General features: G+C 68.9%; 7 protein-coding genes and 1 pseudogene. 2 read left to right on the top strand and 6 right to left on the bottom strand.

Annotated elements, in window-relative coordinates:
* Positions 1-198: 198 nt before the first annotated feature.
* Positions 199-1,101, bottom strand: a complete 903-nt coding sequence (locus tag E0500_RS35145) for a tRNA (adenine-N1)-methyltransferase (RefSeq protein WP_131560785.1) — start codon at positions 1,099-1,101, stop codon at positions 199-201.
* 57 nt (positions 1,102-1,158) lie between these two features.
* Positions 1,159-2,721: a site-2 protease family protein gene (locus tag E0500_RS35140; RefSeq protein WP_181587337.1), complete on the bottom strand. Its 1,563-nt coding sequence runs from the start codon at positions 2,719-2,721 to the stop codon at positions 1,159-1,161.
* Positions 2,722-3,035: 314 nt separating this feature from the next.
* Between E0500_RS35140 and E0500_RS35135 the strand changes: the two are divergent.
* Positions 3,036-3,985, top strand: a pseudogene (locus E0500_RS35135) (RecB family exonuclease).
* 14 nt (positions 3,986-3,999) lie between these two features.
* On the top strand, positions 4,000-4,671 hold the full coding sequence (locus E0500_RS35130; RefSeq protein ID WP_030606450.1) for a response regulator transcription factor: 672 nt from the start codon (positions 4,000-4,002) through the stop codon (positions 4,669-4,671).
* A 90-nt stretch (positions 4,672-4,761) separates the two neighbouring features.
* Here the strand turns inward: E0500_RS35130 and E0500_RS35125 are convergent, their stop codons facing one another.
* The 4 genes from E0500_RS35125 to metH form a co-directional block, all read right to left on the bottom strand.
* Positions 4,762-6,339 (bottom strand): ABC transporter substrate-binding protein, encoded by a 1,578-nt coding sequence (locus E0500_RS35125; RefSeq protein WP_220141458.1) that lies wholly within the window; start codon positions 6,337-6,339, stop codon positions 4,762-4,764.
* Between the two features lie 83 nt (positions 6,340-6,422).
* Entirely contained in the window at positions 6,423-8,024 is a 1,602-nt protein-coding gene (locus E0500_RS35120; protein ID WP_131564878.1) for an ABC transporter substrate-binding protein, read from the bottom strand.
* Positions 8,025-8,468: 444 nt separating this feature from the next.
* The gene (locus E0500_RS35115) at positions 8,469-9,164 is read right to left on the bottom strand and encodes an HAD family phosphatase (RefSeq protein ID WP_131564875.1); all 696 of its coding nucleotides are present in this window, start codon (positions 9,162-9,164) and stop codon (positions 8,469-8,471) included.
* Between the two features lie 240 nt (positions 9,165-9,404).
* Positions 9,405-12,935 (bottom strand): methionine synthase, encoded by a 3,531-nt coding sequence (gene metH, locus E0500_RS35110; RefSeq protein ID WP_131564873.1) that lies wholly within the window; start codon positions 12,933-12,935, stop codon positions 9,405-9,407.
* Positions 12,936-13,089: the final 154 nt, after the last annotated feature.

Here is a 13,089-nt window from a genome sequence, read left to right as displayed (position 1 = left end):
CGCGGGGGAACGGCGGGGTGCGGTCTTCTGGTGCGTGTTCATGGAGTTGGGGTTCCGGGAGTGCCGCAGCGCCGTGGTTGTGTCGTCTTGTCGACAGGGACTGGCTCTCGTCAACAGAGGAGCGCCGTGGCCGAGTTCCCGGTCGGTTCCGGGAACTCGGCCACGGCGCTCGTGCGTTGGACGCGGCACCGGGCCGCCTCAGTGTCCGGCGCCTCCGTCGGCGTTCGGGCCGGCGTAGTCCTCGCCGTAGGCGCCCTTGGCGGGGCGGCGGCGGCGCATGGGCGGTTCGACGCCGTCCGCGAGGCGGCGGGCGGTGAGAAGGAAGCCGGTGTGGCCGATCATCCGGTGGTCGGGGCGGACGGCGAGGCCCTCGATGTGCCAGTTGCGGATCATCGTTTCCCAGGCGGTCGGCTCGTTGAAGCAGCCGATCTCGCGGATGGACTCGACGGTCCGGGCGAGCTGGGTGGTGGTTGCCACGTAGCAGCACAGGATGCCGCCGGGGACGAGTGCCTTGGAGACGGCGTCCAGGCATTCCCAGGGGGCGAGCATGTCGAGGATGACGCGGTCGACGTCGGTGTCGCTCAGGTTGTCCTGGAGGTCGCCGACGGTGAGCTGCCAGGCGGGGTGGGGGCCGCCGAAGTAGCGCTCCACGTTCGCCTGCGCGATCTCGGCGAAGTCCGCGCGGCGCTCGTACGAGTGCAGCATGCCCTGGTCGCCGATGGCCCGCAGCAGGAAGCTGCTGAGTGAGCCGGAGCCGACGCCGGCCTCCACGACGCGGGCGCCGGGGAAGATGTCGGCGAAGGCGAGGATCTGCCCCGCGTCCTTGGGGTAGACCACGGCGGCGCCGCGGGGCATGGACAGGACGTAGTCGGGGAGCAGGGGGCGCAGCGCCAGGTAGGCGACGTTCCCCGTGGTGCGGACAACACTGCCCTCGGGCGCGCCGATCAGCTCGTCGTGTGGGAAGGAACCCTTGTGGGTGTGGAAGTTCTTCCCCGCTTCGAGCGTGAACGTGTAGTGGCGTCCCTTGGGGTCGGTCAGCTGTACCTGGTCCCCGACCTTGAAGGGCCCGCGACGGCGGGCGGCACCGGTCGGTTCGGACATGTGACCAGCCTACCGGTCCTGGAGGGGGGTGAAGACCACGGTGTGTGTGCTCGGTGTTCAGCTGGGGCGGGCCATCGCCTTCACGAAGGCGCGTTCCACGTCGGCCGCCGAGAGGACGCCGTAGATCTCGCCGGAATCCTCCACCACCAGGTATTCGGTGGCGGGGGCGGCGCGCAGGGCGTCGAGGAGGTCCTCGCCGGCGAGTTCCGCGGAGACGCGCATGCCGTCGGTGAGTTCCTGGGCGAGGCCACTGACGGCGACCCAGGGGCGGCGGTGCTCGGGTACGCCGACGATGGCGGCCTCGCGGACCAGTGACAGGGGTTCGCCCTCGGCGTCGACGACGACCAGGGCGCGGGCGCCGGCGTCGTTGGCGCGGCGCAGCGCTTCGGAGAGCGGGGTGTCGGTCTGTACGGGGACCGCGCGGCGGGTGAGGTTGCGGGCGCGCAGCTCGGGCAGGTGTTCGCGCAGTCGGGCCATGCGGAGGCTGTTGCCGGCGCCGGTCCAGATGATGGCGGCGAGGATCGCGGCGAGCAGGGCGTCGGTGACGGTGTCCATGCCGCCGAGGTCCTCGGCGCCCGTGCCGAGCGCGCCGGACTGGGTGAGCAGGGGGAGCCCGATCAGTACGGAGACGGCGAGGGCGCGGCCGACCCAGGCGGCGGCGACGGTGCCGCTCATCGGTTTGCCGGTGATCTTCCAGACGACGGCGCGGAGCATGCGGCCGCCGTCGAGGGGCAGTCCGGGCAGCAGGTTGAACGCGGCCACGATCAGGTTGGAGATCATCAGTCCGGCCAGCAGCACGCCGGGGACGGTGCCGGGCTCGACCGTCTGGAGGGCGACGTAGAAGACGCCGGCGAGGACCAGCGAGAGCAGCGGTCCGACGAAGGCCAGCACGAACTCGCGGCCCGGGGTCTCGGACTCCTTCTCGATCTCGGAGACTCCGCCGAAGAACTGCAGCTGGATGCGGCGCACCGGCAGCTTGAAGCGCAGTGCCGCGATGGTGTGGGCGAGTTCGTGGACGAGTACGGAGGCGTAGAAGGCCACCGCGAAGAACAGCGACACGAGGTATCGGGCGTTGCCGAGTTCGGGCAGGACACGGTCCAGTTGGCCGCCGAACACCCAGGTGATCAGCGCGGCCACGAGGAACCAGCTGGGCGCGACGTACACGGGCACGCCGAAGGGGCGTCCCATGAGGATCCCGCCGCCGGGCTCCTTGGGTCGCTGAGGCGGTTTGCGGTCACTGGTGGGGGCGGCGGGGGTGGGGGCGCCGACGGCATCGTCCGAGCGGAACGCGGCCGCGGGCGGGGTGTCCGCCTGGGGCTCGGGGCGCGCGGGAGTTCCGTGATCGGCCGAGGGGTCGGGGTGCTGCTGGGGCGACTCTGGGGGCGTGGCGGTTCTGTGATCTGCCGGAGGCTCGGTAGGTGCCGGGGGCTGATGGCCGGGTGAGGGGTCGGTGTGTGCCGGAGTGGCGCCGTCGGCCGGGGTGTGGGGCGCCGGCCGGTTCTCACTGGGCTTGGGTTCGGGGCGTGCGGTGTCGTCGGCCGGGGTCGACTGCCCCGCGGGGCGCTCGGGCGCCTCGTCACTGCCGGACCGCGGCTGCCCGCTCCCGCCGCTCTCGTCCACGATGTCCCCTCGTTCGATGCGTCTTCCGCGCCCGGTTACGTGCGGGGCGGAAGGGTCTGTGGTCGATGCTATGCGGTCGTCGCCGCTCGTTCTGCCCCGGCACCCCCTCTGTTCCCCGTGCTGTCGTACGCGCTGTTTCCACGCGGTCGTGCGAGACGATCGCGCGTGCGGTGGCACGGGGTGTTCCGTACCATCGCGCGCCCCGCGAAGCACGCCCTGAGCGCACGTCTCACTCGCTGCCATCTCGCTTCCACGAGACCGCTGCCCCGCCGGGGGGACGTCACTGTCAGTGGCGGCCCGTATGGTCTGTGGTCATGGAAACCAGTACCGACGGCACCAGCACCGGCGGCAGCAGCGCGGAAGGTTCCGGCGTCGAGGGCTCGGGCGCCGGGCTCCCGGCGGGGACGCGTGCCGCCGCTCCCCCGGCGTCGCTCTCGCCCTCGCGCGCCAGCGACTTCATGCAGTGCCCGCTGCTCTACCGCTTCCGGGTGATCGACAGACTCCCGGAGAAGCCGAGCGAGGCGGCCACGCGCGGCACGCTGGTGCACGCGGTGCTGGAGCGGCTCTTCGACGCTCCGGCGACGGAGCGGACGGCGCCGCGGGCGAAGGCGCTGATCCCGGGCCAGTGGGACCGGCTGCGCGAGTCGAAGCCGGAGGTCGTGGAGCTGTTCGCGGACGACCCCGAGGGTGAGCGGCTGGCCCGCTGGCTCGGGGAGGCGGAGCAGCTGCTGGAGCGCTGGTTCACGCTGGAGGATCCGACGCGGCTGGAGCCCGCCGAGCGCGAGTTGTTCGTCGAGGCGGAGCTGGACTCGGGGCTCAGGCTGCGCGGGATCATCGACCGTGTCGATGTGGCGCCGACGGGCGAGGTGCGGATCGTCGACTACAAGACGGGCAAGGCCCCGAGACCGGAGTACGCCGAGGGCGCGTTGTTCCAGATGAAGTTCTACGCCTTGGTGGTGTGGCGCCTGAAGAGGGTCGTCCCGCGCCGACTCCAGCTGGTCTACCTGGGCAGTGGGGATGTGCTGACGTACGACCCGGTGTTCGCCGATCTGGAGCGCGTCGAGCGCAAGTTGCTCGCGTTGTGGGAGGCGATCAGCGCGGCCACCGAGTCGGGCGAGTGGCGGCCGCGGCCCAGCAAGCTCTGCGGCTGGTGTGATCACCAGGCGGTCTGTCCGGAATTCGGCGGCACTCCCCCGCCGTACCCGCTGCCGGTGAGGTCGCCCGAATCGGGCTGAGTCCCGCAGGGCAGAATGGGCCGGACTAGCGAAGGAGACTTACGTGGCCATCCGCGTCCTACTGGTCGACGACCAGCCGCTGCTGCGCACCGGCTTCCGGATGATCCTGGAGGCGGAGCAGGACCTCGCGGTCGTGGGGGAGGCCGGAGACGGTCTTCAGGCGCTCGACCAGGTGCGTGCCCTGCAGCCCGATGTGGTTCTGATGGATATCCGCATGCCGCGGATGGACGGGGTGGAGGCGACCCGGCAGATCACCGGGCCCGGCCGGGACGGTCCGGCGAAGGTGCTGGTGCTGACCACTTTCGATCTCGACGAGTACGTCGTGGAGGCGTTGCGGGCGGGTGCCAGCGGGTTCCTGCTCAAGGACGCGCCGGCCAACGAGCTGGTGCAGGCGATCCGTGTGGTGGCCGCCGGCGAGGCGATGCTCGCGCCCAGCATCACGCGCCGGCTCCTCGACAAGTACGCGACGCATCTGCCGTCCGGTGACGAGCCGGTGCCGGACACCCTGCACACGCTGACCGACCGCGAGGTCGAGGTGCTGAAGCTGGTGGCGCGCGGGTTGTCCAACGCGGAGATCGCGGCCGATCTGTTCGTCAGCGAGACCACGGTCAAGACGCACGTGGGCCATGTCCTGACCAAGCTGGGCCTGCGCGACCGTGTGCAGGCCGCGGTGTACGCGTACGAGAGCGGGCTGGTGCGTCCCGGCGCGCAGTAGCGGGCGCGGCGGCACGGGCCGGGCGTACAACGGTCGAGGGCGCCCCTGCATCACGGGGGCGCCCTCGGTGTTCGTGGCTGTGAGTGGGTGTCAGTCCTTGCTGATCTCCCAGAAGCGGAACACCGTCGACGCGTCGAGGCAGTACTCCAGGCCGTAGACGTTGTTCTTGACGACCGCGTACTGCTTGGCCTGCCATATCGGGATGACGGGGAGTTCCTCGGCGACGATGTTCTGGAGTTCGGCGTATTCCTGCTCGGTCGTGGAGCGCTCGCTCTCGGCGGCCGTCTTGGGCAGGAGTGTGCCGGTGATCGTCTTGTTGGTGTAGTTGTTGCCGAGTACGTTGCCGTCGCCGAAGAACGGGCTGGTGAAGTTGTCGGGGTCCGGGTAGTCGGGCACCCAGCCCTTCACGTACACGCCGTACTTGCCCGCGTCGATGTCCTTCTCGTACTGCTCGAAAGGCACGGATTTCACGGTCGCCTCGAACAGCCCGCTGTTGTTGAGCTGTGTGGCGATCGCCTGGAACTCCTGGTCGGTGGACGGGCCGTAGCGCGACGGGGTGGACCAGAGGGTCAGCTTCACCTTGCCGTTGATGCCCTCGGCACGCAGGGCGGCCTCCGCCTTGGCCTTGGAGGGGCGGGCGCCGTAGGTGTCGAAGAAGGCCGTGTTGTGGCCGGTGATGCCGGCCGGGATGATCGAGTACAGCGGTGTCGCCGTGCCCTGGTAGACCTGCTCGATGAGGGCCTCGCGGTCCAGCAGGTAGGCCATGGCCTGGCGGACGCCGAGCTTGCCCGCCACCGGGTCGTCCATGTTGAAGACCAGGTGCTGGACCTCGGCTCCGGTGCCGTCGACGATGTCGACGGCGCTGTGGGCGGAGCTGTCCGCCTCGATGTCGGCGATGTCGGTGGAGCTGAGCCCGCGGTAGGCGACGTCGAGCTTGTTGTCGCGCAGGTCCCGCTTCAGGGCGGTCTGGTCGCCGTGGAAGAACTTCATGGTCACGCCGGAGTTCTCCACGTCGGCGTTGCCCTCGTAGTTCTCGTTGACCGAGAAGACGGCCTCGTCCTTGCCGAAGGAGTCGAGCTTGTACGGGCCGGAGCCGACAGCTCCGCCGTCCTTGCGGAGCCCGTCGGCGTCGTAGGAGCGGTGGTCGACGATCGAGCCGGCGCCGGAGGCCACCTTGCTCGGGAAGGTGGCGTCGGCGTACTTGAGCTTGAAGACGACGGTCTGCTCGTCCGGTGTCTCGACCTTGTCGAGCATGGGGAACATGACCGCCGGGCCGGCCTCGTCGTTGATCTTCAGCATGCGGTCGAAGGAGAACTTGACGTCCTTCGAGGTGAGGGAGTCACCGTTGCTGAACTTGAGGTCGTCCTTGAGTGTGCACTCGTAGGTGGTGATCCGGTTGTCGGTGAAGGCGCACTTCTTGGCGGCTTCGGGCTGGGGTTCCGTGGCGCCGTTGGGGAAGCTCAGGAGCGACTGGAAGACGTTGTTGAAGAGCAGCCAGGACCCCGGGTCGTAGCCGGACGCTGGGTCGGTGGCCAGTACCTCGTCGGACATCCCCATCACGATGCGGGAGCCGGCGTCGGAGGAGCTGCCCGTGACGGAGCCACAGCCGGTGAGCAGGCCGAGGGCCAGTCCTGTGGTGACGGACAGGACTGGCGATGAGTTACGCATGTTCACTTGCGGGTGCCTTGTGTTGTCGGTTCACGGAACCTCCGGGGCCCAGGGGGCCCCGGAGTACGGAGTGAGATCTCCGGTCAGCCGCTGATGCCACGGCCGAGCTCCCACAGCTGAAGCGACGACGCGGAGTTGAGCGCGTACTCGCCCCCGGTGATGTCGTCCCTCACGGCGACGTACTGGTTGCCCTGCCACAGCGGCAGGAGCGGTACGTCCTCGGCCACGATGTCCTGGATGTCGTTGATGCTGTCCGAGGCGGTGAGGCGGTCGGCCTCACGGCGGGCCTCGGGCAGCAGCGTGCCGCGGATCTCGTTGTTCGCGTACGGCAGGCGCAGGAAGTTGTCCTTGTCGAGGAACGGCGAGAGGTACGTTTCGGCGTCCGGGTAGTCCGGGAACCAGCCATAGCCGAAGACCGCGTACTCGCCGTCCCGTTCGGCCGGCTGGAACTTGTCCCAGGACGCGCCCTTGATGTCGACGTCGAACAGGCCGCTGTCGTTGAGCTGCTTCTGCAGCTGCTCGAACTCCGGCTTCGTGGCGGCGCCGTAGTGGTCGGTCGTGTAGTTCAGGGTGAGCTTCACCGGGGTGTTGATGCCGGCGTCGGTCAGGGTCGCCTTGGCCTTGGCCTTGCTCGGTTCGCCGTACTTGTTGAAGAACGCGTTGGAATGGCCGGTGATGCTGGCCGGGACCATTGAGTAGAGCGGTTGCGCCTGGGTGCCGTAGACCTTGGAGACGAGGGAGGCGCGGTCGATGAGCTGGGCCATGGCCTGACGGACGGCCTTGGTCTTGACCTGCGGGGCGTCGGTGTTGAAGCCCAGGTAGCGGATCTCCAGGCCGGACGCTTCGATGACGTCGATGTCGTCGGAGGAGGTGTCCGAGAGCTTGTCGATCTGCTCCGGCGTCATGGCGCGGGTCATCAGGTCGATGTCGCCCTTTTCGAGCGCGGCACCCATGGCGTCGGCGTCGGCGAAGGAGCGCAGTACGACCTCTTCGTTCTTCGGCTCCAACAGCCCCTTGTAGTTGGGGTTCTTGGTGAAGACGGTCTCGACGACCTCGTTGTCCTTGACCTCGGCCTTGAGGGTGTACGGGCCGGAGCCGTCGACTTCGAAGCCGTCGCGCAGCTTCTTCTTGTCGTAGTCGTCGGAGTTGACGATGCCGGCGACGGGTGTGGAGAGCTTGAACGGGAAGGTGGCGTCGGGCCCGTTGAGGTGGAAGATCACCTCACGGTCGCCCTTGGTCTCCACCAGCTGGACCGTCGACAGGAGGGCGAACACACCGCTGTCGGCCTTGATGGCGCGCGCCCGGTCGATGGAGAACTTCACGTCCTCGGCGGTGATCGGGTCGCCGCTCGCGAACTTCAGGCCCTCGCGGAGCGTGCAGGCGTAGCGCTCGTTGCCGGTGTCGGTGAAGCGGCAGCTCTCGGCCGCCTCGGGCTCGGGGGCGCCGTCACCGCGGGGCTGCGTCATCAGGGTCTGCACGGTCTGGCGCAGGACGTTCCAGGTACCGACGTCGTACGCGTAGGCGGGGTCGAGTGGCGCGGGTGTGTCGCTGGAGGCGGTGAACCGGTCCGTCGTACCCACAACGATCGCGTCGCCGCCGCTCCCGCCGTCGGAGCTGCCACAGGCGGCGAGCACGGGGGTGAGCAGGCTTATGACGGCCGGCAGCACCAGAGTTTTGCGGTTCATGCTCGTGTTTCTCCAGTAGCTGTCTTTCCACGGACCCGGCAGCTGGGGTGTGCGGGCGGGTCACGGGGTACACGATGTCCTCGCGACGAGATTAGTCCGCACCGGAAGAGTGGTTTGCACGCAGCGGAGTTGAGTTCCCATCACGCTGCGGAACCGACCGCGGACACACTGAACAGTTGGTCAGCGGACCGATCAGTGCAGGTTGCACTAATCGGGACACAAGGACGTGCCGATCGCCACGGAACGGGCGGATGAGGCACAGGCGGGCACCCCTTGTCGACCCGCTGACCGGTGACGAAAATCACAGGGCCACAAGCGCCGGCCAGTATCGGAATTCAGCCAGGGCGCACCGTATCGAATTCCCGCGACGAAGGCTGCGAAGCCCTTTGCATTATCGCGTATTCAATTAGGCACCCTGGGTGAACAGGCGATGGATTTCCGTGGTCAGAGGGCCACCAACCCACGGAGAAAAGGGAGATCGACTTCTTCGAGCGAGGTGACGACCGTGCGCCGGACGGCCGGCGCGATGGGCGCCACCGAGGGGACCGCGACGACGTGGCAGCCTGCGGCCTCCGCGGCCGCGACACCGGTCGCCGTGTCCTCGATGACCGCGCACCTGGCCGGTTCGGCGCCCAGCCCGGCGGCCGCCAGCAGATACGGGTCGGGGTGCGGCTTGGTCCGCTCCACCTCGTCTCCCGCGACCGTCAGGGAGAAGTACTGAGGGCCGAGCGAGGTCAGGATGCGGTCGATGATGCGCCGGTGGGAGGCGGAGACCAGGGCTGTGGGGATGCCGTGCGCGGCGAGCTCGGCAAGCAGCCTGGTGGCGCCCGGCATCAGCGGCAGCGTACGCCCGATGCGGTCCTCGAACCCGTCGTTGAGCAGCACGGTGAGCTCGGCGAGGGTGATGTCGGCGCCCGTGGCCTCGATGAGGAAGCCGGCACTGCGGGTCATGGGGCCACCGACCACGACATGGCGCCATGAGTCGTCGAGTGCGTGACCGAGGCCCGCGAAGACCTCGACCTCGACGTCCCACCAGAATCCCTCGGTGTCCACCAGGGTTCCGTCCATGTCGAGGAGCACAGCCTGCAGTGCTGAGCCTTCGGCCGTCTGGGTACCGAGCGCGGGGACCGTTGTCGTCATCCGGCGTACCTCCTTGCGGGACGAGCAGGCCGGCTCCCGGATGGGGAACCGGCCTGCGGTGGATCGACCAGTTTACGACGCTGTTCGGCGAAACGCTCGGTTTGAGCTCCACACACGTGGGCACTCATAGGGCCCACACATGCACCGGCCAGGTCTTGTCGTCAAACGGGCAAACGGACAGACGGGAATCGGACAGACGGGCATACGACGCTCGTGATCAATGCATCGTGATCAATACACCTAGCGCGCGTTGAAGTACTTCGCCTCGGGGTGGTGGATGACGATCGCGTCGGTGGACTGCTCGGGGTGCAGCTGGAACTCCTCGGAGAGTTTCACACCGATCCGCTCGGGCTCCAGCAGCTCCGCGATCTTGGCGCGGTCCTCCAGGTCGGGGCAGGCACCATAGCCGAGCGAGAAGCGGGCCCCGCGGTACTTGAGGTCGAACATGTCCTCGATGGCCTTCGGGTCCTCTCCCGCGAAGCCGAGCTCGGCGCGTACGCGTGCGTGCCAGTACTCGGCGAGGGCCTCGGCCAACTGCACGGACAGGCCGTGGAGTTCGAGGTAGTCACGGTAAGCGTTGGCGTCGAAGAGGCGCGATGTCTCCTCCCCGATCCTCGAGCCGACGGTGACGACCTGCAGGCCCACGACGTCGGTCTCGCCGGACTCCTCCGGGCGGAAGAAGTCGGCCAGGCACAGCCGGCGGCCCCGGCGCTGGCGCGGGAAGGTGAAGCGGGTGCGCTCGTTGCCCTGCTCGTCCAGGATGATCAGGTCGTCGTCCTTGGACACGCAGGGGAAGTAGCCGTAGACCACGGCCGCTTCGAGGAGGCCCTCGGTCTGGAGCCTGTCCAGCAGCCCGCGCAGCCGCGGCCGCCCCTCCGTCTCGACCAGGTCCTCGTACGAGGGTCCGTCACCCGTGCGCGCCTGCTTCAAACCCCACTGGCCCTTGAACAGGGCGCCCTCGTCCAGCCAGGACGCGTACTCCTTCAACTGGATGCCCTTGACGACGCGGGTACCGAAGAACGGCGGAGCCGGGATGGGGTTGTCGGTGGCGACGTCGGAGCGGACGTGGCCCTCCTCCGGCCGCTCCTCGACGACCGTCCGGGCCGCGGCGGCCTTGACCCGGCGCTGCCTCAGCTCCGGCAGGACCGCTCCGGGCACGCCCCGCTTGACGCCGATCAGGGCGTCCATCAGCCGCAGCCCCTCGAACGCGTCCCGCGCGTACCGGACTTCACCCTCGTACAGCTCGTACAGGTCCTGCTCCACATACGCTCGGGTCAGCGCCGCGCCACCGAGGATGACCGGGAAGTCGGCGGCCAGGCCGCGCTGGTTGAGCTCCTCCAGGTTCTCCTTCATGATCACCGTGGACTTCACCAGCAGACCCGACATACCGATCACATCGGCCCGGTGCTCCTCGGCGGCCTCCAGGATCGCCGAGACCGGCTGCTTGATACCGAGGTTGACGACGTTGTAGCCGTTGTTGGACAGGATGATGTCGACGAGGTTCTTGCCGATGTCGTGCACGTCTCCGCGCACGGTCGCCAGCACGATGGTGCCCTTGCCGTCGGCGTCCGACTTCTCCATGTGCGGCTCGAGGTGGGCGACCGCGGCCTTCATGACCTCGGCGGACTGCAGCACGAACGGCAGCTGCATCTGGCCGGAGCCGAACAGTTCGCCGACGACCTTCATGCCGTCCAGGAGCGTCTCGTTGACGATGTCGAGGGCCGGGCGGGTCTGCAGGGCCTCGTCGAGGTCGGCCTCCAGGCCGTTGCGCTCGCCGTCGATGATGCGGCGCTTGAGGCGCTCCTCCAGGGGAAGGGCGGCCAGCTCCTCGGCCTTGCCCGCCTTCAGTGACTTCGCCGTGGCGCCCTCGAACAGGGCCATCAGCTTCTGCAGCGGGTCGTAACCCTCGGCGCGGCGGTCGTGGATGAGGTCGAGAGCGGTCTGGACCTCCTCCTCGTTGAACCGGGCGATCGGCAGGATCTTCGACGCGTGCACGATCGCCGAGTCCAGGCCCGCCTTCACGCACTCGTCCAGGAAGACGGAGTTGAGCAGGATGCGGGCGGCCGGGTTGAGGCCGAAGGAGATGTTCGACAGGCCCAGCGTGGTCTGCACGTCCGGGTGGCGGCGCTTGAGTTCGCGGATGGCCTCGATGGTGGCGATGCCGTCCTTGCGGGACTCCTCCTGGCCGGTGCAGATGGTGAAGGTCAGGGTGTCGATGAGGATGTCCGACTCGTGGATGCCCCAGTTGCCGGTGAGGTCGTCGATGAGCCGTTCGGCGATCTCGACCTTCTTCTCGGGAGTGCGGGCCTGGCCCTCCTCGTCGATGGTCAGCGCGATCAGTGCGGCGCCGTGCTCCTGCGCGAGCTTGGTGACCTTCGCGAAGCGGGACTCCGGGCCGTCGCCGTCCTCGTAGTTGACCGAGTTGATCACCGCGCGGCCGCCCAGCCGTTCCAACCCGGCCTCGATGACGTCGACCTCGGTGGAGTCCAGGACGATCGGCAACGTGGACGCGGTCGCGAACCGGCCGGCGAGTTCCCGCATGTCGGCGACGCCGTCCCGGCCGACGTAGTCCACGCACAGGTCGAGCATGTGGGCGCCCTCGCGGATCTGCTCGCGGGCCATCTCCACACAGTCGTCCCAGCGGGCGGCCAGCATGGCCTCGCGGAACTTCTTGCTGCCGTTGGCGTTCGTCCGCTCGCCGATCGCCAGGTAGGACGTGTCCTGACGGAAGGGGACCGTCTGGTAGAGGGAGGCGGCGCCGGGCTCGGGCTGGGGGTCGCGCCGCGACGGGGTGAGCTCGCGCACCCGCTCGACGACCTGGCGCAGGTGCTCCGGGGTGGTGCCGCAGCAGCCGCCCACCAACGACAGCCCGTACTCACGCACGAACGTCTGCTGGGCGTCGGCGAGTTCGGGGGCCGTCAGCGGGTAGTGCGCGCCGTCCTTGCCGAGAACCGGCAGACCGGCGTTCGGCATGCAGGACAGCGGGATGCGGGAGTGACGGGCCAGATACCGCAGGTGCTCGCTCATCTCGGCCGGGCCGGTCGCGCAGTTCAGCCCGATCATGTCGATGCCCAGCGGCTCCAACGCGGTCAGCGCGGCGCCGATCTCCGAGCCGAGCAGCATCGTGCCGGTCGTCTCCACCGTCACCGACACGATCAGCGGCAGATCCAGACCGGACGTCTGCAGGGCGCGGCGGGCACCGAGCACGGCCGCCTTGGTCTGCAGCAGGTCCTGTGTGGTCTCCACCAGCAGCGCGTCCGCGCCTCCCGCGACCAGGCCCTCGGCGTTCTGCTGGTAGGCGTCCCGCAGCGTGGTGTACGGGGCGTGCCCGAGCGTCGGCAGCTTCGTCCCCGGGCCCATGGAACCCAGCACCCAGCGCTGCTGCCCCGTCGACACCGCGAACTCGTCGGCGACCTCACGCGCGATCCGCGCCCCCGCCTCGGACAGCTCGTACACCCGATCGGGGATGTCGTACTCACCGAGGGCGGAGAAGTTCGCCCCGAAGGTGTTCGTTTCCACGCAGTCGACGCCCACCGCGAAGTACTCCTCGTGCACCGAGCGCACGATGTCCGGGCGGGTCAGGTTCAGGATCTCGTTGCAGCCCTCAAGGTTCTCGAAGTCCTCCAGGGTCGGGTCCTGCGCCTGCAGCATCGTGCCCATCGCGCCGTCGGCCACCACCACACGGGTGGCCAGGGCATGGCGCAGGGCGTCGGATCGGGTCCGGCTGTCGGAAGCGGCGGACGTAGGGGACGGATTCGGCAACGAGGCCATAAAGGTGCTCCCTGGGCTGCGACGGCTGTCGGCTTTGCGGCTCCCTGCGGAAGGCGCACCCGGCCAGGGTAGCCCGGAGCGGGCTCGGTCGGTCAGGGCGTCCACGGGACGGACGGACGCGGCGGCCCCCGGGGTCAGGCGGGCCCCTTGCCGG

The organism is Streptomyces sp. KM273126, assembly GCF_004337435.2.
Taxonomy (GTDB): Bacteria; Actinomycetota; Actinomycetes; order Streptomycetales; family Streptomycetaceae; genus Streptomyces; species Streptomyces acidicola.
The sequence above is the reverse complement of the archived record's forward strand: the minus strand, read 5'-3'. Positions and strand labels throughout refer to the sequence as shown.

Coding starts and splice junctions, on each gene's coding strand:
- E0500_RS35145 (WP_131560785.1), bottom strand. CDS start 1,101: ATGTCCGAACCGACCGGTGCCGCCCGCCGTCGCGGGCCCTTCAAGGTC.
- E0500_RS35125 (WP_220141458.1), bottom strand. CDS start 6,339: ATGCGTAACTCATCGCCAGTCCTGTCCGTCACCACAGGACTGGCCCTC.
- E0500_RS35120 (WP_131564878.1), bottom strand. CDS start 8,024: ATGAACCGCAAAACTCTGGTGCTGCCGGCCGTCATAAGCCTGCTCACC.
- E0500_RS35115 (WP_131564875.1), bottom strand. CDS start 9,164: ATGACGACAACGGTCCCCGCGCTCGGTACCCAGACGGCCGAAGGCTCA.
- metH (WP_131564873.1), bottom strand. CDS start 12,935: ATGGCCTCGTTGCCGAATCCGTCCCCTACGTCCGCCGCTTCCGACAGC.